This is a genomic window from Opitutia bacterium ISCC 52, assembly GCA_014529675.2.
GTDB lineage: Bacteria > Verrucomicrobiota > Verrucomicrobiia > Opitutales > UBA2995 > UBA2995.
The window spans coordinates 718,462-745,193 of sequence record CP076040.1 but is presented as its reverse complement, the minus strand read 5'-3'; the positions used below and the strand labels follow the sequence as shown (position 1 = coordinate 745,193).

The window sequence follows — 26,732 nt, the reverse complement described above, 5'->3', positions numbered from 1 at the left end:
GAAGGTTTTTCCAATCTTGTGCTCATTGGAAACTCGGCATCTTTTTCAACGTCACTTTATCCTGCAAAAGAAGCGCATTGTATATGGGGACTGTTCGCCAGCGCGCTGCCAGGTAATAGGCGATCATATTTCCAACCATGAGCGGGAGAATCAGTGAATAGTTCAAAGTCATCTCAAAAGGAATGAGGACCGATGTTAGAGGACAACGAATCACAGCAGCAAAAAAAGCTCCCATGCCCAGCAAGGCGGCAGCTCCAACAAAGGATTCATCCAAGCTAATATAGTTATTGAAGACAGCACCGACAATCCCTCCTAACATGCCACCGATGCACAAGACCGGGCCAAAAAGGCCACCGCTTCCTCCCATCGAAAACGCAAGAATGGACGCCAGGAATTTACCAACAAAGAGAATGACTAGAATCTTCAAAGCGAGGGATCCCTTCAACGCAGAGGATAAATCCTCGTACCCAGTTCCAAATACACCAGTGTTATTAGTTCCAGAGAACCACAAGACTGCCGTCCCAATTATCCCGACTCCCAATCCACCCAAGCAGGGCTTTAACCAAACAGGCATCCCAGAGGTTTTGAAGTAGTTCCGCCAACCGAGTAAAATGGACAGAAAGATCTGACCAAAAACGGCCGCCAACAGACCAATCACTATACTCAGCAACACCCATGAATACGATTCGAAGGAATAACTCTCCACCTCGAAGGCAGGGTTCTCCCCGAGGATGGCACGCGAAAGTACAGAGGCGATGATCACCGCAACAAGAATTCCTCCAAGTGCCTTACTGGAAAAATCATCCAATAGCTTTTCGAATACAAATGTAATGGCGGCCAATGGTGTATTAAAACCTGCGGCGATCCCCGCCCCCATTCCAACCGGAACCATGGCTTGAATCCTTGCTTTAGGAAGGCCAAACCACTGCCCTATTGTTGAACCGATCGCAGCACATAAATGCACGGTGGGTCCTTCACGTCCTAAACTGTTTCCTGACCCGATGGACAAGGTGGTAAACAAAAAGCGATACACAGCATCTCCAAAGCGGATGAGCCCAAACTTGTTGTAATATGCCGCCTTTACTTGGGGAATACCACTCCCTCGTGCATTGGGTGACCACCGGGCCATCCCAATACCCACCAGCAATCCACCTAACGCGGGAACCAGGGGCAAAACAATCCAGGCGGTTAAACTTGCTTCGGTCGATTTCGGGAACCGCAACACCAAGTCCCCTACCCCGCGGATAGCCAAATGAAATGCCACCGCAACCAAACCACAGCTCAACCCCACTATTACACTTAAGAAAAAGAAACGATGTGAATCTTTCAGCCTTGAGCGCAGGAGCTTAAGCGAATGTTCAAAGAGCCGATTTACAGGCTTTTCCTTATATTCACGCTGAGCCATAGGGAAGAAAAAGAAAAACCTATGCCGTCAGCTCTGCAAGATATTCGTCATGCGGAATCTACCTGTACGAGAATCGTTTGAAATTCTTCAAAAAAGGACTTGGCAAAGACAAAGACACTAACCAATTTACCCCTCTTTATAAATCCGGTGGGATACCTAAGTGGCCAACAGGGGCAGACTGTAAATCTGCTGGGGCAACCCTTCGGTGGTTCGAATCCGCCTCCCACCACCATTCTAAGGTGTAGTTTAGAATGACTCGGCCAAACGATACCGCCCAAGAAGGCGGTTTTTTTGTGATTGGATACCCTTCATTCTGATTCATACCTTATCCTTAGTCCTTTGAAACTGAGTCAATCTGTGGTACTTATAAAATTTATCGTTTCCAAAGTCCTCTTGTTGAAACGATGACAATAGAAGCTTTATAGGGATGTAAAATCTCCCTCGGATTTTGCCATTAGTGAATCCGCGGGGTTTCGATCCACGTAATATTTCGCAAAAGAACAGATGGGATTTAAGAAGACAGGGGCTGCACTAGGTTCACTATTGATTGTAGGGAGCCTACTCTGGCTACTCGATTTGCGATCAATCCATTCGCTCACACCCAAGGCTACACAGGAGGAACCGAATGGGAAAGAACTTCCGAGCAAGCAGCTAGCTCAGACCAAGAGTCCAAGTGATTTGAAAAGGACTAATATCACGCCAAGCCCCTACGCCCTTCTGGACTACGATACCATAAGAGCCGCTCAGACCAATGATGAAGCTTGGGCGAATAAGTACGAAATCACAGACAATTGGAGCATCCAAATCACAAACGAAGCTGATCTGGATAAATTCCTGAATTCTACGGAAGCCTCCTATGTCGAGAAAGTTCAGGGCTTTTCTGATATCCATGTGATACAGTTTTCGAACTCGAAGTCGGAAAAGATAGCTCAACAGGTTCACGCCTTATTGAGTTCAAATGGGTCCATCCTCTGGTTTGAACAAGAAGCCCTTCAGACATTCGCCCTCCGGTACGATGAATCACCTCCTGCTTTCAACGAGCCTCTGCTTCGCGACCAATGGCACTTGAAGAACATAGGGGATCGCTGGAACGTCGCCAATGAGGATGCAAACGTCTACCCAGCGTGGAATTATGGGGTATCAGGTGCAGGAACTCATATTGCTATTGTCGATACAGGGACGGAATTTAAACACCCAGACCTGCAATCCAATTACCGAACAGATATTGATTTTGATTACTTGGACAATGATGCTTTTCCACAGCCTGAAAGTTCAGATGAAACTCACGGCACAGCAGTCGCAGGAGTTGCAGGCGCTGGAGTGAATGGTAATTGCGGTGTCGGGGTGGCCTATAATGCTGAACTAATTGGAATTCGCCTCATTCACGAAGATCGGGGCGTTTCAGCAAGTAGACAAGCATCGGCAATTGCTCATAGATCGGACATTATAGATATCTATAACAACAGTTGGGGACCAGATACGGACGACGGTGCGAACATGGCCGGCCCCAGCACACTCTCCTTATCTGCTATTCGAAATACAGTCCAAAATGGTCGCAATGGTCTAGGCTCCATTTACATCTGGGCTGCTGGAAATGGGCGAACTATTGGAAGTAACGTCAACTACGACGGATGGGCATCGATTCGATACTCAATTGCAGTGGGAGCAGTCGGAGATCAAGGGAAGGTTTCATCCTACAGTGAACCGGGAGCCCCCATGCTGGTTTGCGCTCCAAGTAGTGGGAACACTTCGAGTATTAGAACAACCGATTTGAGAGGACAAAGTGGAGTCGATCCAGGAGACTGCCGTATTGATTTTGGAGGCACCTCCTCAGCCTCTCCATTAGTGGCAGGAGTGGTTGCACTAATGCTAGAGGCGAATCCCAACCTTGGTTGGCGAGACGTACAACACATATTGGCAAAGACGGCCGTTCGAGTCGCAAGGTCAGAGGGAGATTGGAAACAAAATGGAGCAGGACATTGGGTGAACCACAACTTTGGGTTTGGTCGGGTTGACGCAGCCGCGGCCGTGAAAGTTGCACAAACTTGGATCAACGTTCCAGATTCTACCGAGTATGATTCAGGAGAGATCAACATTGGACAAAGTATTCCTGATAACACATCAACGGGCATAGAGCTTACTCAAACCGTAGACTCAAACATTCGAGTTGAGCATGTCTCACTGACTTTGGACCTGGATGCAGCAGAAGCCAACACGATGGATTGGGGCAATCTACACATCACCCTAACCTCTCCAAGCGGAACCGAAAGCATTCTGGCCACGCCGCATACAGATGCTAAGAAATCGTATCCAGAATGGACCTACTGGACAGTTCGTTGCCTGGATGAAGCGAGCGCCGGTGAATGGACATTGAATGTTTCTGACCGTCGGTCGGGGAACGTTCATCTAGCAAAATCATGGAAATTAAAACTCTATGGCACCGCTATCGAAGAAGGAGACAATCAACAACCGATAGCAAATGACGACAACGTCACCATTAAAGAAACCACCACTTACATCGATGTTGTTGCAAACGATACCGATGCTGATGAGGACACCTTGGAAGTCATTTCGGTCTATAAGTCTCCTGACAGTTTAATTACCTTACTCCAATCAGGATTAATAGAATACACCCCAGGTAAGGGCATGGGTGGCACAGACACATTTGGATACACGATCTACGATGGTCGAGGAGGCGTTAAAACGGCCCAGGTGAATATTGTTGTTCCAAGGCCGGAAGCAAATCCTGATCAGGTTGGCACAAGCCAAAATAGTCCCATCACCATCGCTGTCTTGGAAAATGACATCGATTATGACGGAGACTCGATGCGTGTTACAGAAGTGACTCTACCCGACTATGGGGGAGCTATCCTTAAACCAGACAATCAAATCGAATACACTCCTCAGACTGAATTTGTGGGAGTCGACCGATTTCAGTATTCCATTACGGATGATGACGATGGCTCATCCAGCGCAGAGGTGACCGTATATGTAACACGAGAAGACGACTTCGCACTCGACTTTGACGGCGACAATGATCGCGTGATCATTCAAAACACGCAGAACAAACGCCCGAACACACCATTCACCATTGAATCATGGATACGCCCAGAAGGATGGGGAGAAGGAGAGACGGGCTATGGTAGAATCTTCGATACGGAACAAATCGTATTTTACCTCCATGGAACGGGATTCCCCAGCTATGCCACAAATAGTCTGCTCATCTCAATAGACCACGCAAACGGCGTTCGATCCATCTATAACACCCCAGCAAATTCGATTAAGCTCAATCAATGGCAACATGTTGCAGTCACCTACGATAACATTTCATCCGTTAAACTCTATATCAATGGCATCGAACAATCGACCACTCTACCCTTCGATAATGCTTCGGGTCCTGTAAAAACTGGCAGTCAATTGTGGATAATCGGAGAAGCGGCCAGTACCCAACGTGCATTTGAAGGAGCTATCGACGAATTTCGGGTATGGGACCTGGTGAGATCCTCCAATCAATTACAAGATAACATGGACCAAGCTCTCAACGGGAACGAATCAGGACTCTTGGCCTACCTCCCCATGAACGAGGGGATAGGCAGTCAAACCAATGATCAAAGTTCACCCACGGAAAATGGGATAATTACCGAGGCGAAATGGATTCGAGGAATCCTGGGAGAAAACAACGCCCCACAAGCGAACACCGACGACGTCGAAGTCATTGCCTCCCAAAAAATAATTATTCCCGTGACCACCAACGACTCTGATCCCGACGGGGATGAACTAAGAATCTCCAGGATAATCAATGTTTCAACAGGATCCGCTTCATTTCTGAACGGTTCTATCATTTTCGAATCTCCAGACGATTTCATAGGTGTGGTGAGAATAGATTATGAGATCAGTGATGGTTATAATGGATCCAGCACCAGTGCGCTTGTTCTGGTGATCGGCGAGGGGCTTTATTACACGGTGTGGGAGGCCAGGAATTTTGCCGGCAATCTGGGTGCTCCAGAAAACGATAACGACTTCGATAGCCTATCAAACTTCGCTGAATACGCGTACGGGACAAATCCACTTTCCGGTTTCCAAGATCCCGCTTTTCATAGACTCGAATATGACGGAGCAACAGGTATCACGAGATTCACCTATACGCTACTCCGCAGTAGTATCGATGTGAGCTACAAGCTCATGCAATCGAACGACCTTTTAAATTGGGAACTTGCCGTAGAAGATCTCGACTACACCCTGATTTCTGTAAACACAATTGACGACGATTCCGAGACGCGGGTGATCGAATTCAACTCCCAGGATGGACAGCCAATCTTTGTCCGATTGGAAGCAACTTCACTCGCAGGTGCCCAATGAGTCGCTCATTGGCACTGTGACACCCATGAATACTGGGTTTAGAGCCCTTGTGCCATGCTGTCTCAATAATTGACTACTAATATCGAGACATAAAAAGTTAATCGTTTATCCTTCAAGGTTTTACGAACATGGCATCCATCCTGCAATCCTCGGGAATCATGAACAAAATTTTGGGAATTGATCTAGGTACAACCAACTCCTGTATGGCGGTATTGGAAGGCGGAGAACCCGTCGTAATACCAAACGCCGAAGGTGCGCGCACGACCCCATCCGTTGTGGCATTCACGAAAAATGGAGAACGCCTCGTTGGTCAAAGTGCCAAACGCCAAGCAGTAACCAACCCGCAGAACACGATTTTTTCGGCGAAGCGCCTGATTGGTCGCAAGTTTACTGAGGTCACAGAAGAAGCCTCCGGACTTCCCTACGAAGTGGCTGAAGGCAAAAATTCAGACGCCTACGTAAAAGCGAACTCCAACGGAGAAGACGAGACATTCGCACCTGAGCAAATTTCGGCCTTTATCCTGCAGAAACTTAAATCAGATGCCGAAGCCTACTTGGGAGAAACTGTTTCAAAAGCAGTTATCACGGTTCCGGCCTACTTCAATGACTCTCAGCGCCAAGCAACTAAGGATGCTGGCACGATTGCAGGTCTTGAAGTCCTGCGTATCATCAATGAACCCACAGCGGCGGCTCTTGCTTATGGCTTAGACAAGAAAAGCGAATCCAGAATCGCAGTATACGATTTAGGTGGTGGAACGTTTGATGTATCCATCCTCGAAATTGGCGATGGTGTCTTCGAAGTAAAAGCAACCAACGGTGACACTCATCTTGGTGGAGACAACTGGGATACCGCGATCATCGACTGGATGATCGAAGAGTTTAAAAGCGAAAATGGCATTGATCTACGTAACGACCCAATGGCCTTACAGCGCTTGAAGGAAGAAGCAGAAAAAGCAAAGATTGCTCTGTCATCTGCACAGTCTACGGACATCAACCTTCCCTTTATTACCGCAGACGCTACAGGACCCAAGCACTTGAATGTTCAGTTAAGCCGTTCGAAATTCGAACAACTGACCGATCACCTGTTCCAACGCACAACCGGCCCATTCAGAAAATGCCTGGAAGACTCAGGACTCAGCCAGTCTGAAATCGACGATCTGGTTTTGGTAGGAGGAATGACTCGTGCGCCTAAGGTAACTGAGATAGCAAACGAGCTCGCAGGTAAGGATCCTCACAAGGGTGTGAATCCTGACGAAGTAGTAGCCATTGGAGCTGCTATTCAGGGTGCCGTTCTCGCGGGTGACATGAAGGACGTCCTTCTTCTCGATGTGACTCCATTGACTCTCGGTATTGAAACCGCGGGTGCAGTGAGTACACCGATGATCGAGCGCAACACCACTATTCCTGCAAAAAAGTCTCAGGTTTTCTCAACCTATGCCGACAACCAAACAGCAGTAGATATCAAGATCCTGCAAGGAGAACGCTCCATGGCGAATGATAACAAATTGCTGGGTAATTTCCGTCTGGATGGTATTCCAGCTGCACAACGCGGCATGCCACAGATTGAAGTCACCTTCGACATCGATGCTAATGGTATCCTGAACGTTTCCGCAAAAGACAAGGGAACTGGCAAGGACCAGAAAATCACCATTTCGAATTCATCCGGACTAGACCAGGATGAGATTGAAAAGATGAAACAAGAGGCCGAATTGAACGCTGATGCCGACTTGAAAAAGAAGGAAGCCGTTGAATCCAAAAACAATCTCGATAACTTGATTTATCAAACCGAGAAGCAAATTGAGGAAGCTGGTGACAAGCTGCCTGAAGATAAAAAGTCTGAAATCACGGCTGTTCTGGCAGAAGGCAAGAAAGCACTTGAGACGGACAATCCGGATGAGATGAAGGCAGCGATGGATAAAATCCAAAGTACCTTCGCAACCATGGCCCAGGATCTTCATCCTCAAGGTGGACCTGAAGGAGCTCCTCCGCCGCCTCCACCAGCTGGAGAAGCATCTGCCGACTCTGGCGGCGCTGCAAAAGCAGACGACGATGTGGTAGACGCTGACTTCGAAGTGGTAGATGAGGACAAAAAATAGGCTCCTCTAATATAGTTTTCTAAAGCGCTTCTCTTCGGAGAAGCGCTTTTTTTATGTCACGAAAATATGGGTATTCGAACGATTATCTGTGAAAAAGATATAAAGCTCACGAATAGCCAGTGATAGTACCATCAATTTTTGCTTTATTTGATCGGTCATTTCCTATCAACTATACCCTTTAAATCGATCTTCATCTTGTTACCACCTAGAAGCCTAGCAATCAGGGTCTTGTTATCGATTTAGTCCCACTTATACATGGAGAATACCAATACCAATCTGGAAAATTCGACGATTACGCGCGAAGAAATTAACGCCCTCCCGTTAATGCGATTTGATGGTCCCATCCATGTGATCGATCAGAAAGACCAAGTCCAACCGGCTGTTGAACGTTTACTTCAGGAAAAAGTTCTGGGTTTTGACACAGAAACTAAACCTTCCTTCAAGAAGGGTGTTAGTTACCCTCCAGCCTTGATCCAATTTGCGACTCAAGAAGAAGCCTGGCTCTTTCGGATAAACGGAAAAGGAATCCATAAGGCGATACTGCACCTACTTCAGACGGAGGCCACTGTGAAGGTGGGTGTCGCTTTGCACGACGACATCAAGCACCTGCAAAAAGTAAGGAAATTTAAGCCATCCGGATTCATGGATGTTGCATCCGTTGCCAATGATGCAGGAATTCTGAAGCGTGGACTACGCAATATGACAGGGATCCTTCTAGGCGGAAGACTTTCTAAATCTGCCCAGCTCACCAATTGGGCACAAAGCACTTTGACTCCCAATCAACTGGCCTACGCCGCCACCGATGCCTGGGTAAGCCTGAAGCTCTACTTAAAGTTCCAAGAACTCGAACTGGTATCCTGATCGAAACTCCTCTTGTTCGAATCATTCGCCTCCAGCAAAGTAACAAATGTTGTTTACGCCTTAGAGTTGGCGCTCTTTTTTAAATCTTTTCCATTATGAATTCGAATGTCTTATTACTCGGCCCCGGCCCCTGCAATCCCAGTCAACGCGTCCTTGAATCTCTAGGAGCCCCTACTCTCGGCCACATGGATGGCGAGTTCCTGGAATTAGTTGAAGAAGTCAAATCCGGGTTACGTTCACTGTTCAAAACAGAGAATTCAGTCACTTTCCCCATATCAGGGACTGGCAGTTCCGGGATGGAGTTTCTACTGGTTAACTTTCTTGAGCCAGGAGACAAATTCGTTGTCGGCGTGAATGGAGTTTTCGGAGGACGGGCAGCAAACCTGGCAAAACGCCTGGGCGCTGAAGTCTTCGAAGTCTCCCAGGAATGGGGACGCGCGATCGACAATCAAGAATTTATCGAAGTGGTAAAACGTGAGCAGCCAAAACTGGCCATGGTCGTAAACGGAGAAACCTCCACTGGAGTTTACCAACCTATGGATGGAATTGGCGAGGCCGTGCACGAAGCGGGTGGTTTGCTGATGATTGACTGCGTAACCTCGCTTGCTGGTATGCCAGTTGAAATCGACGCTTGGGGGGTGGATGTGGCTTTCTCGGGTACTCAGAAATGCCTTTCAGTGCCACCGGGTCTTTCGCCTGTAACCATTTCAGATCGAGCTGTTGAAGTATTTCGAAATCGTAAGAATCCAGTTCCCAGCTTCTATTTCGATTTGGAGCAGCTGCTTATGTATGTCGATGGCACCGGCGGCAGAAGCTATCACCACACCCCGCCCATAAACATGATTTATGGGCTGCACACCAGTTTAACAGAGATCCTGGAAGAAGGTCTTGAAAACAGGTGGCAACGCCATGCCGATGCCGCGAACTATCTAATAAAAGAGTTAGAAAGCTTTGGATTCAGCCCTTTTGTGCCGGAAAACGAGCGTTTGAACCCACTCACGACCTTATCACTACCTGAAGGTCTTGATGAAGCCGGTATGCGCGGACGAATCCGAAATGAACATATGATTGAAGTCGGAGCAGGTCTCGGACCTATGGCCGGCAAAATATGGCGTATAGGCCTTATGGGCAATAACGCCGCTCCTTCTAGCGTCGACCAGTTGGTAGAGGCATTGAAGGCGACTTTGGGATAATCGAAATTTAGATGGCCGTGAAACTTTCATCCAATGCGCTGGTTATATACGTATAAGTCGGTTAATTTGAGGGCATTGTTATGAAGTATTGGAGATACATAGGCATCCTAGTCTTGGCGCTGGTCTGGGCTGGTTGCGACTCTACGGAGTATCGAATCAAAAAACATCCGGATCGGTTCGCGGCTTTGTCCTCTGAAGAACAGTCTGCCGTCGAAAATAAAACGCTAGATATCGGTCATTCGCCAGATGTTGTATACTTCATCATGGGGGAACCAGATAAGAAGAAGCGTCAGTTCAAAGACGGCAAGGATAAGGTAGTTTGGATATATACTCGCATTTACACACAAAGTGAAGGAACTCATTTAGCCGGATATGAGCGTCGAGTCTACTACGATGCAAAGTATAAAGTCTTTCGCGTCTACCATGTCCCGCGCTACGTACACACCTATTCTGAACACCAGGAAATCTTTTCCGAAATTGAATTTGAAGAGGGTGTCGTCTCAGCCATTACCGAGTACGAGTCCTGATCTAGATGGGGCTTCTTCAAACGAATTTTGAGGAACCAATCCACGGTCCAAAAGGCATTTGACTTTGCACATCCGGTTCTAGATCGTCCCATCTCTTTTTTGGATGCTCCTGTAGTTCAATGGATAGAATGCCGGCCTCCGGAGCCGATGATCTGGGTTCGACTCCCGGCGGGAGTGCCATTCAAAGAAACAAAAATCTCCACCGCTAAGATGGAGTTTTTTATGTACTCGCTGTGCGAGTTAAATTAGATGTGAATGGCTTCGCCTTCGATATCTGCGGCGGCTTCCATGAGTGCTTCACTCAAGGTTGGGTGAGCATGAATGGTTTCATGAATTTCCAAGGGAGTTGCCTCAAGGTGCATGGCCAAAGCATATTCGGCAATGAGCTCAGTAGCATCCGCTCCAATGATGTGGACCCCGAGAATCTCTCCATCCTCTTCAGAAGAAATAACCTTCACAAATCCTTCGGATGCATTGGAGGCAACCGCTTTTCCTGACGCAGCAAAAGGGAACTTGCCCACTTTGTAGGAAACTCCGGATTCCTTAACCGCCTGCTCTGTTTTTCCGATACTGGCAACTTGTGGTAAGCAGTAGGTACAGCCTGGAAACAACGTTACACGATTAGGTGTACCCGCTCCAAACATACCATTGACCGCTTGTAGTGCTTCATAGGTTGCTACGTGCGCCAACCAAGGTGGGCCAATAATGTCACCTGCAGCATAGATACCTTCGACATTGGTAGAGTAATTTTGGTCTACGGTGAGGTAACCGCGGTCTTCATTGAGCTTAATCTTGCTTGAAACAGCGCCTTCCAGATTCGGAACCACACCGATGGCTGAAAGTACTGAGTCTACTTCGATAGGGGTGACTTTGTCCCCCTTGACCAAGTCAGCCGTGACCCCTTTATCGGTGACCTGAACATTCTCAACCTTAGTACTGGTATGGACACTGATGCCTTGCTTTTTAAAAGAGCGTGCAAGCAGCTTGGCCACATCCTGGTCTTCAACAGGGAGCACTTGGTCGATCACTTCCACCAAGGTAGCTTTAGTTCCCAAGGCATTGTAGAAATAGGCAAATTCCACACCGATCGCTCCAGCACCAATCACCAGTATACTTTCTGGCTGCTTTTTACGAGCCAGAGCCTCGCGCGACGTCATGACTTTTTCGCCGTCGAGCTCGAGTCCTGGAAAAGGCCGCATCTTACAGCCAGTGGCCAAAAGGACGTTCTTCGCCTTCAGGAATTTTCCTTTGTCCGGACCGTCCTTAATTTCGACCATGCCGGGGACTGTGACTTGGCCTAAACCTTTAATGTGATCGACCTTGTTTTTCTTGAAGAGAAATTCAATGCCATTGGCCATTTGATCCGCAACGCCGCGTGAGCGCGAAACGACCTTCTCAAAATCGAAGCCTACATTCTCAGCGCTGAGACCAAAATCTGCAGCATGTAGCATCTTCTGATAGAGTTCGGCACTCTTTAACAAAGCCTTGGAAGGTATACACCCCCAGTTCAAACAGGTTCCTCCTGGTCGATCCATTTCGACACAGGCAACTTTCTTACCCAGTTGTCCTGCGCGGATTGCCCCTGCATAACCAGCGGGACCTCCACCGATCACCACTAAATCATATTCATTTGATTCTGCCATAGCGTAAAATAATGAAGGCAGAGACAATCTATGCCTATTGGGTAGAATACAAGTGAGAAAGGAGCCTTTCTGAGACTCTATTTTTAGCCGTATTCAGCGTCACCGGACTAGACATCGATGATATCGTCGAGCTTCCCCTTGTATTCCTTCGCTCCCCCTTTGACCTTGTGTGCATCTCGTTTGGGGCCGGTATGCATCCGAGTCACAGTCACCTTGGGTCGAATGAGAAAGGCATTCACGAATAGAGTCATCAAACTGACCACTACAGCACCCCAGAAGGCAGACCAAAAGTCGGCAATGTGAAATCCTGGAACCAAGGAACCTGCGAGAGCAAAAATCAGAGCATTAATAAGCAGGAGGCCCAGGCCAAGGGACATCACGATAAATGGCAGACCAAAGAAAAACAGGGCTGGCTTGATAAACACATTGAGAAGGGAAATGAACAATACTCCAAACACCAGGCTGGTCGCTGAATCAAACTGAATACCGTCATTCAGAAAAGAGGCCACCGAAACTCCCAGGGCGATAATAACCCATTGTTTAAGGAGAACTCGTATATGGAAAGCCTTTTGAGGAGTCGGCATGAGTTACTTCTCAGGTACTGAGACGACTTCCTTTTCCTCGAGTCGATGCTGATTGTATCGAACAAAGAAAGGTTCTCCTGTCGTGTCATCCCCCCCTTTAAATAGGCGTCCTCTGGCTTCCAGGATATGAGGCTTACGAATTGTTTTCGCACTTTGTAAGGACTTTCCATCACTCGCCTTTGAAATCGCCACGCGTTCACTGTCTCGGCCTTTTACTTCCACACGCATCACACCCTTGGTAAATACAGGTTCCTCCAAAGGATTAAAGTTCTCATCCACCACTTTGAATTTCATGCGCATAACGACCATCTCTACATGGAGGAAGGTGCCATCCGATCGTTCGAGGAACATGCCCTTCAGAACCTCTGGTTCATCCGATTCCTGAGCATAAGCTGAGGAGATTACAGCGGTTAATCCCAGAATAAGAAGCAGACTGAATATACGTTTTTTCATGGCTAACGACAGTTTCAATTAGTTCTGAGTCTTTATTTGGGATTTAAGTTCCTTCCAATAGCGAAGTCGCTCTGAAACAAATTTTTCACGACCTGAAGCACCTGGGGAGTAAAATTGTTGAGGATTTAACATATAATCCTGCCCAGAAATAGCCTCTGGGAACTCATGACTGTAGAGGTATCCTTCACCCTGTCCCATTTCTTTGGAAACCTTGCTATGACTGTCTTGCAGCCATTTGGGGACATCTTGAACTGCATTATCGCCAAAATAGTGCTTCACCTTCCCCAATGCTTGAGTTGCAGAATTACTCTTGGGCGCTGTCGCCAGGTAAATTACAGCATGTGCAAGGTTTAGCTCACATTCGGGCTGTCCCACAAATTCGCAGGCCTCTTTCGCCGCAATCGCAAGGGGTAAGGCCATCGGATCGGCCATCCCGACATCCTCACTGGCAAGTATAACCAATCTACGCGCAATAAACCGAGGATCTTCACCTCCAGCCAACATTTTAGCCATCCAGTAAAGTGCGGCATCTGGGTCGCCGCCACGCATGCTTTTGATGAATGCGGAAGCCGTGTTGTAATGCTCATCCTCATCGGCGTCATACCGGATCTGTCGTTCGCTGGCAAAAGCCTCAAGATCAGATTCTGAAACTTCATGCCCCTCTTCCATACTTTCGACAACGACTTCCAAAGCGTTCAAAGCACGACGCATATCGCCGTCACAGAGTTTAGCTAAGTCCAGTAACAATTCAGGTGATATCTTTACTCCACGTTTGCCCAATCCTCGATCATCATCGTGAAGAGCGCGCTCGAGCGCTAGTGCCACTTGTTCCTCAGTTAGAGACTTTAGTTTGAACAAGTGACTTCGACTTACCAGAGGTGGAATAATATAGAAACCTGGATTGTGTGTCGTAGCTCCAATCAGCCGGATGTTTCCTTCCTCAACATCCGGCAGAAGCAAATCTTGTTGAGCTTTATTGAACCGATGAAGCTCATCAATAAAAAGCACGGTCCTGGCAGAGGGATTACTTCTAGCTGAGAGGAGTATTTGTTTTAACTCGGCAACATTAGAAAGCACTGCATTGATTTGCATGAACCGACTGTTGGTTTCCTGAGCAATCACACTCGCAAAGGTTGTTTTTCCACAACCCGGAGGCCCCCAAAAAAGAAGTGAACCAAATCGATCTGACTGAATCAATTTGGGTAACAAGGTGCCTTCCCTTAACAGGTGCGTCTGCCCGATGATCTCACCCATGGTACGAGGACGCATGCGCGCAGCCAAGGGTTTGCGAGAAGCATCCACTTGTTCCGCAGAGTCAGAATTAAACAAAGAGGCCTGAAAAGAATCCGCCATTAAGCCCTCTATAAAGCAATCTCAGTCACGCCCTGCAAACCAAAGTTCAATCTGTAAGGAGCTGAAATGAGTTTACACGCTCGAAGAAAATGAAACCATACGGTCCATGGCCAGCCAGTCTTTCAGAACTCCTCTTCTCTGGCTCCTCATTCCAATAATAGGAGGCTATATCGCCGGCCACCATCTACCCATCCTGTCAGTATGGATTAGCATCCCTGTTGCTGGTCTATTTATAATCCTCTCATTATTCTATGCTCACCGACACGCCACACGGTCGACGCTATGGCCCACCCTCATTCTTCTCGGTGTCTTCATAGCCTCCCTAAGCTACTACCAGCAGAGTCGGATATATCCTGGACACTGGGCCGAACTCCCAGCACGAGAAGCGCATCTCACGATGAAAGTAAAACGCCTTTACGCAAGCCGGGACCAGGAGGTCACAAAGGGTATTGCGGAAATTACTCATGCTGAGGACCACCTCAAATCTCTCATCGAATTTCCTATATTCTTCTCGATTGAGACCGCTGATTTAAAAATCCATCGAGGGCAGTATTTGGAAAGCAAAGGTGTTCTCAGCTATCTACCAGCCAAGGATTCGCCCACCCTGTTTGAGAAGTACCTGATCGGACAATCCATCCCACTCATTTTCAATCGTGCGGTCCTTCAGTAAGTCCCCAAAGATGGAACGCCCTTCGAAAGATTTATCAGCCATGTTAGAAAACGAGCCATCGATAGTCTTGGCTTAGAAATGGATCCATACCAGGAGGAGTTGTCCATCTATAGAGGAATGATGCTTGGAATAAAAGGTGGACTCAGTGAAGAGAACAAGGAGCTCTTCATCCGGACAGGGACTCTGCATTTGTTTGCGATTAGCGGGCTTCACGTTGGAATCGTTGCCGTTACATGGGCTGGCATTTTTCTTGTTTTGAGAATCCCCAAACAAATCTCAGTCTTCCTTGGCCTGACACTCGTGTATCTTTACGTGGAAGTCACCGGAGCAAGTCCATCTGCGGTTCGGGCTTTCGCTATGACTGCATTCTTCTGGCTGGGACAATCATTAGTTCGGCAAATGCCCCCCTTTCAGACCCTGGTAGCATCAGCCGTAGTCGTTTTGATCATATCTCCAACTCAATTATTTTCAGCAGGGTTTCAACTCTCCTACACTGTAGTCTCAGGGATACTTCTTTGGGGCATTCCTCTCTATCAGTATCTCCGGGAACGATGGCAGCGGTCTCAGTTACAAAAAGAGAAGCATCAGAATTCACTTACAAAGTTATTAAATAAAACCTGGGAGGTGGTCGTCAGTACTTTCTGCATCAGTCTTTCGGCAACCCTGGCAAGTGCTCCCCTTAGTATTCTTTACTTCGGGCTGATGGCTCCCTTCGCAGTCTGCTTGAACATGTTACTCGTCCCCTCTGCTTCTCTGATAATCATTGCGGGCCTATTCTCGATAATCACAGACTTTCTACCATGGTTGTCTGTCTCAGCCTTTTTCAACCATGCGCCCCTACTCCTCATTAGCTTAATGGGAACCCTACTGGATTGGATTGTGACTTTACCATTCACCTTCCTACCGATGCAATGGTCCTGGGAAGGTTTGGCATTTCTCACGGTGCTCCTTTTCATTTCAGCACTCTTATTTGGCCATGGTTGTAAACTTCGAAAACGATGGCTCTTTTGCTTTCCAGTTGTCTTGAGCTCAGGAATGATTTTTCTTAACAGTCTAATTCAGTCTTTCTAAAATGAAATCTGCCTACGAACTTGCCATGGAACGGCTCAATGCCGAAAGCCCCAACGAACATGCTCCACTGACCGACGAGCAAAAGGAAGAGCTTTCTGACCTCGATAATAAGTACAACGCCAAAGCCGCTGAGCGCAAGATTAGTCATGACAAACGCGTTGCAGAGGCAAACGCAAAGGGCGACTTTCAAGACGCTGCAAAAGCGCAAGAGGAATTGAGAATTGATTTAGAGCGCATCGAATCAGATCGGGAATCTGCAAAAGAACGTGTACGTTCAGGGCAGCAAAGAGGTGCCTAAGAATCCAGGCTCTTAGATCTCAAAATCGGCTACGAGGAGATGGTGATCTGACGATAAGACTTCATCAACCGTTCCGCCCTTAAGCACTAAGTGGTTTTTGAAGAAAATATGGTCTAGCACATACGGCATACGCTTCCATGTCACTGAATCCTTTTGCATCGTGCGTAACCCCGCTGCCTCATAGCTGGCAACTAGTTGTTCATTGGGAGCCGTATTGAAATCCCCGGTGAGAACTACAGGGCCCTCGAATGACATGGACTGCTCCAGGACCATTTCGCGCTGTTGGGGATAATCATCACTTGAAGCGTTGATCATAAAATACGCCTGAAGATGCGTATTCATAAATTGGAGATGCTTCCCATTAACGTCTATTTCAGCCGTTAATAAAACCCGATCCGTAGGTGATGTTTTTTCTCCCTCAAACTCAAACATAAGGGGTGCGCCCGGAAGCGTGGTCGTCTTACTACTTAAAATGGGAAATCGGGAGAATATGGCTAATCCAAACCCAAAGGGTAATTCCCTCGTATCCTGTGGGGGATAAGCAAACACACTTTGGTAATTGGGGAGAGCCTGTTTCAGATACTCAAAGTTCGGTGGCGGCTGTACTTGCTGACCACCGGCTTGGACCTGTTCCACCTCTTGAAGCATGATGATATCCGCGTCATAGAGTGACAATGTGCGAACGGTATCCTCTAGACGAGTCGGTGCAGAATCAGGCTTGGAAGGATCCCAAACCTGGCCATATTGCATATTGAACTGTAGGAGCCGAAAAGTGCCCATGTATCAAAATCAAACGTTAACCAGATCCTATAACCGTTAGAGAATCAGGGAGAACTTGGATTACGCTGATATATGAATCGATTAAAGTCTCTCAGGGACAATGGGTTAAGAACTTTGTCAAAATCTTTACTTTTTTCATACGCCTGAACCATTCGGACGGGCTTCCACTACTTCATTTGTGAAAAATTTTGTTCCAGCTGTGGTTGCCGAACACCCGGTTGAATGACTTTCACCCTGTTCACCTGAGCGACCGGACGCCGAACCGATTGAACCGGGTTTACCCAGGAACGGTACAGCTGAGAAGCTGGTTTCTTATCCAGAACAGAGATTTCCTTACCAACGGATTCAATCACCTTCTTCTCGTCAATCTGCTTTGGATTCGCAGGACCTACCTTCTCCACCGCCGCCAGAGACAACGAAGCAAAAAGAAAAATGAGGAGGAGTAATTTCACCGATGCAAATTACTCAGGTTCTGCGGTTCCTTCAGTAATAAAGGGTTTTGATTCAGGCACCAGTTCCCAGAACTTGTGCAGCGCTTTACTTAAATGATCTGCATATCGGAAGTGAGCTCCCATCCCGGTTCTCAACTCTGCTTCGTAGACAAACTTGTCTGCATGCGTGCTATGCTCAAAGGGCGTTTGAGAGCCCAACAACAATCCATAAACGTAAGCTGGAGATTTCAATTCCATCAACGTCTTTAGAAGGGCTTCCTGACGTTTCAGCAAATATTTGTGCGGTGCAGGATCTACTTCAGGAGGCAAATAGAACCCGTTCTGGATCATCGGTGTAAATCGATGCCCCGTCCGGTGACGGTTGAGGTCACGCAGTTCAGCAATGGCCATGTTATTCCATGCAAAACCGACACGCATACGACGGATCGAGGTGCCACACCTCCCATAACGATTTGCACGTTGTCCTAAAGCATCCTCCATACTTTGGGATTCAGGCAGGAAATCGGGTAAATCGTTATCCACTTTCACCCATACTTCATCGGGCCGATTTTCTGTGGACAATGTATCAAGGCCTAACTTCAGACTGTATTCAAATTCCTGACGTGCCTGATATTCGTATGAAAACTCTTTCTTACTATGCTTAACCAATCTAGGAGAGAACTTGGTTAACTCATTCCTCAATCCCTCGGCACAGGCATGTGCTTCACCCTGAGGAAGCGATTCCAGATGCTTAATCGCTTCTGTCCACATACGTGAGCTCATGACCAATGCCATACTGGTTTTACAAGCAAAAGGCATGAAGTAACGAGCGCGATCCAGAGCATAATTTTTTCGAATCCGCTTAACCACGAGCGGCTTGGCGTTTTCTGGATAGCCGACCAGATCAGGTTGTTCGGTCGCCAATTTATCCATCCGCTCATATTCAGCTTCATATGCATGAAAGCTTTCAGACATAATCGACTTCCATTCTTTGGCCAACCCAGTAGGGATACCGATCTCCTCAGGCTCCGGAAGGCTGGACTCGTCCATACTGATATAGCGAGTACTCGATTCCTGTCCGTCTGCCATCTGGGCTATCTCAAACAGTTTATAAGCGAGCCACATTGAAATATCATCAACCGCCATCGCAATACCACCCGTCAGCCCTGCGATAGATGCGTGACCATAGTCGACGAACTTCAAGATTCGGTCGATGGAAGCATCCGCCTCATTTAGATCCACCTTCTCGAGTATATTTTCGAGACCGATGTTAGATCGAGAATAGCGGGCAAGAACGGAGGCTAGTAGCTCGGGTGTTAATTTAGGATTTCCTTCAGCAGCTTCGGGAGAAACCAGGGCGATTCCGGTAACATTCATAGGTTTTTCTGAAGCCTAGATCTTTGCAATTCCAGTGCGAGGAAAAATCCCTGATCAACGCAGCTTTTATGGTCTTTTTTTGGAGACAGAAGCGTCTAACCAATCAGAGCACTCAGCGGGCCTTGATAAAGCCCAAGTAACAACGCCAGCAGAGCAAGTCCCCCGAGAGTCAAACGAGCTGTTCTGGACACCTCTGGCCATTCACGAGGCTCTTCGGGCTCTTCTCCTTCAAGCAGAGGTAATTTCCAAACCCGGAAAGTAGCTTCCTTGATCCAGCCAAAGTAGTAATAAATGGAAATCACAACACCAACGATGGCTACAGCCAGCAGCGTATAGAGCTCAGCTTGGAAGGCCGCATAGAACAGAAGCAGTTTTCCAATAAATCCGGCAAGAGGAGGAATTCCTGCCAGTGATGCCAGTCCCAATACCAAAACACCTGCAAGAAACGGGCTTTCTTTCAACATGCCCTGATAGTCACCCAAATTCTGAGCATCATCTTCACCACGTTTCGAGACATGCGCCATCACACCAAACACTGCATAAGAAGCGAGGAGGTAGGTGATCAGGTAAAAGACAATCGCATTTTGAGCAGAGGGTACCGTGAACATCGCAACCACACCCATGAGCAAGTATCCAGCATGAGATACTCCTGAAAGGCCAATAAGGCGTTTCACATTCTGCTGGGTCAGCGCAGCAATGTTGCCAAATAAAATGGTAATTATAGCCATCACACTCAGCACCGGTATAAGCAGGTCGGCCATTGGCTGAAAAGGTCCAGAAACTAAAGCAATCAGAACGGCAAATCCACCTGCTTTAGAGGAAACGGCCAGTGCAGCTGTTACGGGAGTGGGTGCCCCCTGATACACATCCGGTATCCAAATTTGGAAAGGCACAGACCCTATCTTAAATGCCACACCGGCAACCACCAACAGTACCCCAACCTTAGCGATCAAATTGTCACTGTTGAGTGCAAGAAAGCTGCGGAGCTCAGAAAAGTTTAAGGCATGTGCGGTTGCTCCTTCCAGAACCGGGCTACTGCCGATTCCGTAAAGTAATACAATCCCCATCAATAGAATCGCAGTGCTGAAGCCTCCCATGATGAGGTACTTGAGCCCGGCTTCCAAACTGTTGGATCGATCCCGATTGTAACTGACCAAAACGTAAAAACCAATGGTTACCGTTTCCAGAGCGACAAAGAGCAGGACAAAATTATTACTCTGCGACAACAGCATCAAACTGGCAGTCACAAGCAGGGTAATGGCATAGAACTCTGTTCCGGGGAGTCCTTGTTTCTTCAAGAATACACTTCCCAAGTATGCGGTGAGCAATGAGCTGGCCAAAAAGAACAGCCGCATAACCTGACCAAAGTCAGAGTGCATGAGCATTCCACTAAACGTCGTCTGATTTAGAATACCCAAATTGTCACGCAGTACCGTCAAAATAAGAATAAACAGCACTGACAAGCCCAGAATCGTCACACGCCCTACCAAACCGCGACCCTTCGATCCTCCGAACATGTCGAGCAGAAGTAGGGACAGCGCAAGAATAACCAGAACAAACTCAGGAAGGATAGCACTCCAGAGATTGGTATCGGCGATACTTTTATAGGATTCCCAATTCATGTCTGTTTATTGTCTGTGGGGGGGTGAAATACTGGCGAGCTCTTGCTCTGACTCTTCTTCCTCAAAAGCCAGTTGCTCAATGCCGGAATGGATACTTTGGAAGTTCGCGTCCAGACTACGCTGCATGTCGTCCGTCATAAGACGTGGGAAAAGGCCAATCACGACCATGGTAACGAGTAGGATAAACGTCGGGATTTTTTCTCCCGTCGTAATGTCCTTCACCGAATTTTCAGCCAAATGCTTTTCAAGGGCCTCAGAAGGGGGGCCAAAAAAGGTACGGGCAATAGCTCGCAATCCATAGATAGCTGAAATGATTACTCCCAAGACAGCTCCAGCCGTGATCAAACGGCTGTACTCCCAGAGCGCAGCAAAGATGGTAAATTCACCAAAGAAATTCAACATGCCAGGTCCGGGTAATCCAATACTGGCAAATACCGCGGCGGAAAAGATAGCAGCCAACGCTGGTGTTTTCTTAACCAAACCACCCATGTCATCCATATCGTAAGTGTCTGTCCGTCGGTAAACCACATGAACCAGGAGAAACAGTAAGGCAACAGTCAGACCGTGTGCCACCATCGTGATCACAACACCCGCGGCACCCAGCACTGAAACACAGGCCACACCCAGGAAACAATATCCCATGTGCATCACAGAACTGAAACCCACCATTTCTTTCAAATCGCGCTGTGCAATGGTGATCAAACCAATGATAAGCACACCAGCCAAACCAAGTCCTGCTAACAACCCTTGCCAATGAATGGCTCCCGCAGGAACCAGAGGCAAGGCGACTTGAATAAAACCATACAGTCCAAACTTTTTTAGCACACCGGCATGGAGCATTGCGACCGAAGTCGGAGCGGACGCATATCCGCGAGGTGCCCAGGAGTGAAACGGAAACAGAGAGACCAGGATTCCGAAGCCAAACATCAACAATCCAAAGATGATGTTCTGCCAGTCTCCAGTAATCGGAGCATTGGCTACAGCCGCCTTCAAAGAGATCATATCGAATGACTCAGCTCCACTTTGGAAATAAATGGCCAACAAACCGATGAGAGAAAGCATCGCTCCCAAGGTCAGGTAAATCGTCATTTCCATTGCCGCCGAATGGCGATCTCGTCCACCCCATACACCGATACAGATGAAGGTCGGGATCAAAGCCAACTCGTGGAAGAAATAAAAGAAAAAGACATCAACTGAAGCAAAGACTCCCATCAAGCCCGCCTGCATAAAGAGAAGAAGCATGAGGTATTGCTGCATACGCTCAGCTCGACTCTGCATGGCATAAATACCTGCAGCGAGCCCCACCACACCCGCCATAAAGAATAGCGGCATGGAAAGTCCATTCATTCCCAACTTCAGTGTAATCCCTAATCCCTCAAGGCCTGTTGGCAATGAGGTTAGATAATCGTAGCCTGTTGCATCAACCGGTTGAAATCCTCGCCATAGAATGAGTCCACCCAGTGCGGGGAAGAAAAACCCAAGGGTAGCAAGGAATTGAGTCACACCCTTGGGCAATCGTCCAGCAGCCAGTAAAACGATGGCGACCAGCAGGGGAACCAGGATAGTGCTTAAAAGAAGTATCGAATAATTGCTCATGATCAGGTGCTTCCTCTAAAGGATTCCAAAGGCAATGGCTCCCAGGACCAGAACTCCGATGGCAAACCAATAGACATAGCCACCGAGATTTCCCACATGCATAGAGCGGGAAATGATTCCAAATAAACCCAAGACCCCGGCAGTGCCACGGACCATGAGACCAGAAATAAATAGTTGATCCAAGAAACTGAGAATCAGCGCCACACGATCCTGGATCTTTTCAACATACCAATCGTAAGCAGCGTCAATATATAGACGAGCTGCTAATGCTTTAAACACTCCAGGCATGGCAGTCTCCAGAGTGTCCGCCTCTTTGCTCGGATTCCAGATCAGCCAGGCCAAAACAATTCCACCGATCGAAAAGAGAGTACCGGTAATGATCATTAAGGTTTTAAATGAACCTGTCGCATGCGGAATGTTACTCCTAACCGATTCGAAGGTATGGCCAAAAAACCAATCGTACCCACCGATCACTGACAGCACTGCGAGAATGACCAATGGTAGAACCATCGCAGGACCACTCTCCTTGGCATGCTCAGCATTTTCGGAACGAGCCTTCCCAAAGAAGGTCACCACAAAAAGGCGCGCCATGTAGAGTCCGGTCAAAGCGGCAGTTGCCAGAAGGATGTAATAAACAAGCGGCGATCCTCCATGAGCAGGAGCTTCATGAGCCAGATGCAAAATCGTGTCCTTACTGTAGAAGCCGGAAAGGAACGGAAATCCTCCTATCGCCAACAGCCCAATACCAAAGGTGGCAAAAGTAATGGGCATCTTTTTCGAAAGTCCACCCATCTTGTAGATATCCTGCTCGTGATGACAGGCATCGATAATGGAACCTGAATTGAGGAACAGGAGAGCCTTGAAGAAAGCGTGAGTAGTCAAGTGGAACATGGCAATCGCAGCGCCCGTTGCCAGAGCGGCTTCACCATCATGTCCGTGAGATGCCGCATAAGCTCCTAGCCCCAGTGCAGCTACCATGTAGCCGAGTTGGGAAAGTGTTGAAAACGCCAGAACCTTCTTAATGTCCTTTTGACCAAACGCGACCAGTGCGGCAAATGCGGCGGTGATCGTCCCCACCCACATGATGGCATTCAAGGCCTCCGGCGTCATAAGGAAGTAGACGCGAGCGGTAAAATAGATACCAGCGGCCACCATGGTAGCGGCGTGGATCAAAGCAGAGATCGGCGTTGGGCCTTCCATGGCGTCCGGCAACCAAACGTGCAGAGGCATTTGCGCCGATTTCCCAAGGACTCCACAGAATAACAGGAGCCCCATGGTCGTCGAAAGCAATTCACCGTGGTGTCCCGTCATCTCCGCTAACTCGACCAGATCGAATGTACCAAAGCGTTGGTAAACAAATACAATTCCAAGTAGAAAACCAAAGTCCCCTAACCGATTAACAATAAAGGCTTTCTTTGAGGCAGCAACCGCCGTTGGTTTCTCGAAGTAGTGGTTGATCAACACATACGAACCGAAGCCAACCAACTCCCAGAAGATAAAAATCATTACCAGGTTGTCCGCTAGAACGATTCCCAGCATGGCGAACATGAAGATGGATAATCCACCAAAGAACCGAGCTTTGGAAGAATCATTCTTCATGTATCCAAGACTGAATACCTGAACCAGAAACCCGACGATAATAAGCACCAGCAACATCAAGGCCGATAGATCATTAAACAGAACACCGAAGCTCAGATCAAAGGACTTACCCGCCGGACCCGAGAGGCTCAGCCAAGCCAATGAGAGCTGCCCCTCCGGGCGCACGTAGATCAGGTATAATCCGATCGCCGAAAACACAGCGCCTGACAATACCGATAACTGAGCGGCCAGGTTGTGTTTCTTGCGTAAGAAACAGGCAATGATACCCGCAGTCACAAGCGGAATCAAAAATAACAACTGATATAATAAGGATGTACTCATATCAGTTTTTCAAAGAGTTAAGTTCATCGACAAATACCGTCTCCCGTTTGCGGAAGAGGGCTACGATTATGGCAAGACCCACCGCCACTTCAGCTGCGGCAACAGTGATAATAAAGAATACCATGAGATTCCCATCCATGGTGCCGTTGAATCGTGAGAAAGAAATTAAGGCCAGGTTCACGCCATTGAGCATGATCTCCAGACACATAAAAAGGATCAGCGTATTGCGACGAATGAGAAGCCCCACAAAACCAATGGTAAATAGAAGTCCGCTAACGATCAGAAATTCATTCAGTCCAATAGTCATGCAGCCTCCTTTCCTTTATCCGAAGTCCGCTTACTGATGAAGATGACTCCAAGCATCGCAATGAGTAACAGGATACCGGCCAGTTGAAATGGCAGCATGTAAGTCGTAAACAGCTCGACGCCGAAAGACTGAGTCGTCGTTCCAATCGGAGCTGATTCACTTAGCGTATCGGTAGTGAAGTTTTCAACTCTTTTGAAAAGATGCAGGACAGCCAATACCATCAAAACCCCGGCGATCACCGCGCCAGCCATAGTAAAGTAACTGGGCTTCCACTTTCGTGATGTATCCACATTCAGTAGCATGATGATAAACAGAAAGAGAACGATGACCGCTCCTGCATAAACAGCCAATTGAACGGCTGCCAGGAAGTAAGCTCCAAGCACAATGAACAAAGATGCTGTGCCAACAAACGAGACAATCAGTAGCATTGCCGCATTGACCGGATTGCGGCTAAAAACAACCGATCCCGCTCCAAGGAGCGTAGTCAGGGCGAACATATAGAATAGAAAGTCAACCATGTGAATAGGTCAGAGAGTAGCTAAAGTCTTAGTGAGCATTACCGGCCTCCTCCGCCGATTTCTTTTTATCCCACTTGTAATGATTGTCGGGCAAGGTGCCGCCCAACTCATACAACTTATCTTTTTTATAAACGAGTTCTTCGCGGGTGTAACCGGAAACGGAAAATACATCCTGCAACCAAATGGCCTCTTCAGGGCAAACTTCCTGACAATAACCACAATAGATGCAACGAAGCATGTTCACTTCGAATTCCTGAGGGCCTTTTTCAACGTGAGCGTTTTCGCCTTCGTCGTCCAACTCTCCAGGGGTGATCCGGATCGCTTTGGGCGGACAGACAAATTCACACAACTGACAGGAGACACATTTCTCGCGGCCATTTGGATCTTTTACCAGAGTAGGAACTCCCCGATAATTTTCCGGTATCTCAGGACGCTCCTCAGGATACTGAAGCGTGATGGTGGGTCTGAAGATATTTTTCAGCGTAATCTTTAGACCGGAAACGATTTGTGGCAGGTAGGTTTTCTCTGCCAGCGAGAGCGGTTTTCTTTCTATTTTTTTAATAGCCATCCAATTACTCCGTTAAGAATCCAACAACGCAAAGATGAGCGCGTATACAATCAGGTTAACAACTGCCAGTGGCAGCATCATGGTCCAACCAAGTTTCATAATTTGGTCGTAGCGGAAACGCGGAAGCGTCCAACGAATCCACATGAATAAAAATACAATAAAGATAGTTTTGGCGAGGAAAACGCCAATTGAAAGGGCTGCTCCCAATAGACCTTCCACATGCATCGGAACCCATGGGAGCCAATGCCATCCACCGAGGAAGAGCACAACAAACACACCGGAACCGACAATGATGTGAGCATATTCCGCGGCGAAAAAGAGGCCAAACTTGAAACTTCCGTATTCCGTGCTGAATCCGGCAACCAGCTCCGACTCCGACTCAGGCATGTCGAATGGTAAGCGATTCGTTTCAGCAAAAATAGAAACCAAGAATAGCAAAGCAGCAACGGGCATAAACAATACTCCCCAAGCACCTTGCTGGGTTTGCACGACAGAAAATAAGTTCAATCCGCTGTCCACTCCCGGAGCATTGGCCCACATAAATACAGGTAGAATAGAGAGTCCCATCGATAACTCGTAGGAGATCATCTGAGCAGACGAACGAATTCCACCAATGAAGGGATACTTACTATTGGAAGCCCATCCCGCGAGTATCATGCCATAGACTCCCAAAGAAGAAACGGCGAAGATAAAGAGCATGCCGATATCAATGTCGGCCAATACGAGTGGTACGGTAACGCCGTCCGTGATGATTTGCCCAAACGGCAAAACGGCAACCGTAGTCACCGCCGGAACCATGGCAGCTACAGGTGCCAGAAAAAAGTAGAATTTGTTAACATGGTCGGGAACCGGATCCTCCTTTAGGAGAAGCTTGAGTCCATCAGCAACCGGCTGAAACAGCCCTAAGCGGGTAAGCATAGGTCCGATGACTGGAATCGATCCGATAATCGGAACTGAAGTACGGTTGGGACCCACACGACCCTGAATCCAACTGGACACCTTCCGCTCACCAAGCACCGCAAGGTTACTAATGGAGAGCAATACGCCTGCCAGAACAGCCGCCTTGATAATTACCCAAACAAAGGTAGGCAGTTCCATAT

Annotated in this window: 23 protein-coding genes and 2 tRNA genes; 10 read left to right on the top strand and 15 right to left on the bottom strand. The window is 47.7% G+C overall.

From position 1 onward, the window contains the following. Window positions 1-22: 22 nt before the first annotated feature. Complete coding sequence (locus GA003_03210) at window positions 23-1,405, bottom strand: ClC family H(+)/Cl(-) exchange transporter (protein ID QXD29002.1); 1,383 nt, start codon at window positions 1,403-1,405, stop codon at window positions 23-25. 146 nt (window positions 1,406-1,551) lie between these two features. On the opposite strand from GA003_03210, the gene GA003_03205 reads away from it, so the two are divergent. The 7 genes from GA003_03205 to GA003_03175 all read left to right on the top strand — a co-directional run bounded on the left by GA003_03205 (window position 1,552) and on the right by GA003_03175 (window position 10,621). Then, window positions 1,552-1,637: transfer RNA gene (locus GA003_03205), tRNA-Tyr, on the top strand. 272 nt (window positions 1,638-1,909) lie between these two features. After that, window positions 1,910-5,764, top strand: coding sequence for a S8 family serine peptidase (locus GA003_03200; protein QXD29001.1), 3,855 nt, complete (start codon window positions 1,910-1,912; stop codon window positions 5,762-5,764). Between the two features lie 158 nt (window positions 5,765-5,922). Then, window positions 5,923-7,860, top strand: a complete 1,938-nt coding sequence (gene dnaK / locus GA003_03195; protein QXD29000.1) for a molecular chaperone DnaK — start codon at window positions 5,923-5,925, stop codon at window positions 7,858-7,860. 255 nt (window positions 7,861-8,115) lie between these two features. Beyond that, window positions 8,116-8,721, top strand: a complete 606-nt coding sequence (locus tag GA003_03190; protein QXD28999.1) for a 3'-5' exonuclease domain-containing protein 2 — start codon at window positions 8,116-8,118, stop codon at window positions 8,719-8,721. Between the two features lie 95 nt (window positions 8,722-8,816). Continuing rightward, the gene (locus GA003_03185) at window positions 8,817-9,914 is read left to right on the top strand and encodes an alanine--glyoxylate aminotransferase family protein (GenBank protein QXD28998.1); all 1,098 of its coding nucleotides are present in this window, start codon (window positions 8,817-8,819) and stop codon (window positions 9,912-9,914) included. Window positions 9,915-9,994: 80 nt separating this feature from the next. Then, a complete protein-coding gene (locus GA003_03180; protein ID QXD28997.1) occupies window positions 9,995-10,441 on the top strand; it encodes a hypothetical protein in 447 nt (148 codons plus the stop codon). 105 nt (window positions 10,442-10,546) lie between these two features. Then, window positions 10,547-10,621, top strand: a tRNA-Arg gene (locus GA003_03175). A gap of 65 nt (window positions 10,622-10,686) precedes the next feature. Here GA003_03175 and lpdA read toward each other — a convergent pair. From lpdA to GA003_03155, 4 genes are all read right to left on the bottom strand, one after another. After that, window positions 10,687-12,084, bottom strand: coding sequence for a dihydrolipoyl dehydrogenase (gene lpdA / locus GA003_03170; GenBank protein ID QXD28996.1), 1,398 nt, complete (start codon window positions 12,082-12,084; stop codon window positions 10,687-10,689). Between the two features lie 107 nt (window positions 12,085-12,191). Further along, window positions 12,192-12,668, bottom strand: coding sequence for a phage holin family protein (locus GA003_03165; protein ID QXD28995.1), 477 nt, complete (start codon window positions 12,666-12,668; stop codon window positions 12,192-12,194). A 3-nt stretch (window positions 12,669-12,671) separates the two neighbouring features. Next, the gene (locus GA003_03160) at window positions 12,672-13,121 is read right to left on the bottom strand and encodes a hypothetical protein (protein QXD28994.1); all 450 of its coding nucleotides are present in this window, start codon (window positions 13,119-13,121) and stop codon (window positions 12,672-12,674) included. 18 nt (window positions 13,122-13,139) lie between these two features. Continuing rightward, window positions 13,140-14,474 (bottom strand): replication-associated recombination protein A, encoded by a 1,335-nt coding sequence (locus GA003_03155; protein QXD28993.1) that lies wholly within the window; start codon window positions 14,472-14,474, stop codon window positions 13,140-13,142. 106 nt (window positions 14,475-14,580) lie between these two features. Here GA003_03155 and GA003_03150 point away from each other — a divergent pair, with 106 nt between their 5' ends. The 3 genes from GA003_03150 (at window position 14,581) to GA003_03140 (ending at window position 16,513) form a co-directional block, all read left to right on the top strand. Further along, window positions 14,581-15,144: a hypothetical protein gene (locus tag GA003_03150; protein ID QXD28992.1), complete on the top strand. Its 564-nt coding sequence runs from the start codon at window positions 14,581-14,583 to the stop codon at window positions 15,142-15,144. Window positions 15,145-15,222: 78 nt separating this feature from the next. After that, on the top strand, window positions 15,223-16,215 hold the full coding sequence (locus tag GA003_03145) for a ComEC/Rec2 family competence protein (protein ID QXD28991.1): 993 nt from the start codon (window positions 15,223-15,225) through the stop codon (window positions 16,213-16,215). Between the two features lies 1 nt (window position 16,216). Continuing rightward, window positions 16,217-16,513: a hypothetical protein gene (locus GA003_03140; protein QXD28990.1), complete on the top strand. Its 297-nt coding sequence runs from the start codon at window positions 16,217-16,219 to the stop codon at window positions 16,511-16,513. A 12-nt stretch (window positions 16,514-16,525) separates the two neighbouring features. Here GA003_03140 and GA003_03135 read toward each other — a convergent pair whose 3' ends face one another. From GA003_03135 to GA003_03090, 10 genes are all read right to left on the bottom strand, one after another. Next, window positions 16,526-17,293 (bottom strand): endonuclease/exonuclease/phosphatase family protein, encoded by a 768-nt coding sequence (locus GA003_03135; GenBank protein QXD28989.1) that lies wholly within the window; start codon window positions 17,291-17,293, stop codon window positions 16,526-16,528. A 167-nt stretch (window positions 17,294-17,460) separates the two neighbouring features. Further along, complete coding sequence (locus tag GA003_03130) at window positions 17,461-17,745, bottom strand: hypothetical protein (protein ID QXD28988.1); 285 nt, start codon at window positions 17,743-17,745, stop codon at window positions 17,461-17,463. A 9-nt stretch (window positions 17,746-17,754) separates the two neighbouring features. After that, on the bottom strand, window positions 17,755-19,101 hold the full coding sequence (locus GA003_03125; protein QXD28987.1) for an FAD-dependent thymidylate synthase: 1,347 nt from the start codon (window positions 19,099-19,101) through the stop codon (window positions 17,755-17,757). A gap of 95 nt (window positions 19,102-19,196) precedes the next feature. After that, window positions 19,197-20,723 (bottom strand): NADH-quinone oxidoreductase subunit N, encoded by a 1,527-nt coding sequence (locus GA003_03120; GenBank protein QXD28986.1) that lies wholly within the window; start codon window positions 20,721-20,723, stop codon window positions 19,197-19,199. Window positions 20,724-20,729: 6 nt separating this feature from the next. Continuing rightward, window positions 20,730-22,319 (bottom strand): NADH-quinone oxidoreductase subunit M, encoded by a 1,590-nt coding sequence (locus GA003_03115; protein QXD28985.1) that lies wholly within the window; start codon window positions 22,317-22,319, stop codon window positions 20,730-20,732. Window positions 22,320-22,334: 15 nt separating this feature from the next. After that, on the bottom strand, window positions 22,335-24,239 hold the full coding sequence (gene nuoL, locus GA003_03110) for an NADH-quinone oxidoreductase subunit L (protein ID QXD28984.1): 1,905 nt from the start codon (window positions 24,237-24,239) through the stop codon (window positions 22,335-22,337). 1 nt (window position 24,240) lies between these two features. Then, window positions 24,241-24,546, bottom strand: a complete 306-nt coding sequence (nuoK, locus tag GA003_03105; protein QXD28983.1) for an NADH-quinone oxidoreductase subunit NuoK — start codon at window positions 24,544-24,546, stop codon at window positions 24,241-24,243. Continuing rightward, on the bottom strand, window positions 24,543-25,064 hold the full coding sequence (locus GA003_03100) for an NADH-quinone oxidoreductase subunit J (protein QXD28982.1): 522 nt from the start codon (window positions 25,062-25,064) through the stop codon (window positions 24,543-24,545). The genes nuoK and GA003_03100 overlap by 4 nt, the downstream gene beginning before the upstream one ends. A gap of 28 nt (window positions 25,065-25,092) precedes the next feature. Continuing rightward, on the bottom strand, window positions 25,093-25,632 hold the full coding sequence (locus GA003_03095) for an NADH-quinone oxidoreductase subunit I (protein QXD28981.1): 540 nt from the start codon (window positions 25,630-25,632) through the stop codon (window positions 25,093-25,095). A 12-nt stretch (window positions 25,633-25,644) separates the two neighbouring features. Beyond that, entirely contained in the window at window positions 25,645-26,730 is a 1,086-nt protein-coding gene (locus tag GA003_03090) for an NADH-quinone oxidoreductase subunit H (protein ID QXD28980.1), read from the bottom strand. Window positions 26,731-26,732: the final 2 nt, after the last annotated feature.

Bases quoted from the DNA above. Each gene is read 5' to 3' on its own strand.
- GA003_03095 (QXD28981.1), bottom strand. From the start codon at position 25,632: ATGGCTATTAAAAAAATAGAAAGAAAACCGCTCTCGCTGGCAGAGAAA.
- GA003_03125 (QXD28987.1), bottom strand. From the start codon at position 19,101: ATGAATGTTACCGGAATCGCCCTGGTTTCTCCCGAAGCTGCTGAAGGA.
- GA003_03120 (QXD28986.1), bottom strand. From the start codon at position 20,723: ATGAATTGGGAATCCTATAAAAGTATCGCCGATACCAATCTCTGGAGT.
- dnaK (QXD29000.1), top strand. From the start codon at position 5,923: ATGAACAAAATTTTGGGAATTGATCTAGGTACAACCAACTCCTGTATG.
- GA003_03135 (QXD28989.1), bottom strand. From the start codon at position 17,293: ATGGGCACTTTTCGGCTCCTACAGTTCAATATGCAATATGGCCAGGTT.
- nuoL (QXD28984.1), bottom strand. From the start codon at position 24,239: ATGAGTACATCCTTATTATATCAGTTGTTATTTTTGATTCCGCTTGTG.
- GA003_03145 (QXD28991.1), top strand. From the start codon at position 15,223: ATGGATCCATACCAGGAGGAGTTGTCCATCTATAGAGGAATGATGCTT.
- GA003_03180 (QXD28997.1), top strand. From the start codon at position 9,995: ATGAAGTATTGGAGATACATAGGCATCCTAGTCTTGGCGCTGGTCTGG.
- GA003_03190 (QXD28999.1), top strand. From the start codon at position 8,116: ATGGAGAATACCAATACCAATCTGGAAAATTCGACGATTACGCGCGAA.
- nuoK (QXD28983.1), bottom strand. From the start codon at position 24,546: ATGACTATTGGACTGAATGAATTTCTGATCGTTAGCGGACTTCTATTT.
- GA003_03150 (QXD28992.1), top strand. From the start codon at position 14,581: ATGGCCAGCCAGTCTTTCAGAACTCCTCTTCTCTGGCTCCTCATTCCA.
- GA003_03100 (QXD28982.1), bottom strand. From the start codon at position 25,064: ATGGTTGACTTTCTATTCTATATGTTCGCCCTGACTACGCTCCTTGGA.
- GA003_03210 (QXD29002.1), bottom strand. From the start codon at position 1,405: ATGGCTCAGCGTGAATATAAGGAAAAGCCTGTAAATCGGCTCTTTGAA.
- GA003_03185 (QXD28998.1), top strand. From the start codon at position 8,817: ATGAATTCGAATGTCTTATTACTCGGCCCCGGCCCCTGCAATCCCAGT.
- GA003_03090 (QXD28980.1), bottom strand. From the start codon at position 26,730: ATGGAACTGCCTACCTTTGTTTGGGTAATTATCAAGGCGGCTGTTCTG.
- GA003_03155 (QXD28993.1), bottom strand. From the start codon at position 14,474: ATGGCGGATTCTTTTCAGGCCTCTTTGTTTAATTCTGACTCTGCGGAA.
- lpdA (QXD28996.1), bottom strand. From the start codon at position 12,084: ATGGCAGAATCAAATGAATATGATTTAGTGGTGATCGGTGGAGGTCCC.
- GA003_03200 (QXD29001.1), top strand. From the start codon at position 1,910: ATGGGATTTAAGAAGACAGGGGCTGCACTAGGTTCACTATTGATTGTA.
- GA003_03115 (QXD28985.1), bottom strand. From the start codon at position 22,319: ATGAGCAATTATTCGATACTTCTTTTAAGCACTATCCTGGTTCCCCTG.
- GA003_03140 (QXD28990.1), top strand. From the start codon at position 16,217: ATGAAATCTGCCTACGAACTTGCCATGGAACGGCTCAATGCCGAAAGC.
- GA003_03165 (QXD28995.1), bottom strand. From the start codon at position 12,668: ATGCCGACTCCTCAAAAGGCTTTCCATATACGAGTTCTCCTTAAACAA.
- GA003_03160 (QXD28994.1), bottom strand. From the start codon at position 13,121: ATGAAAAAACGTATATTCAGTCTGCTTCTTATTCTGGGATTAACCGCT.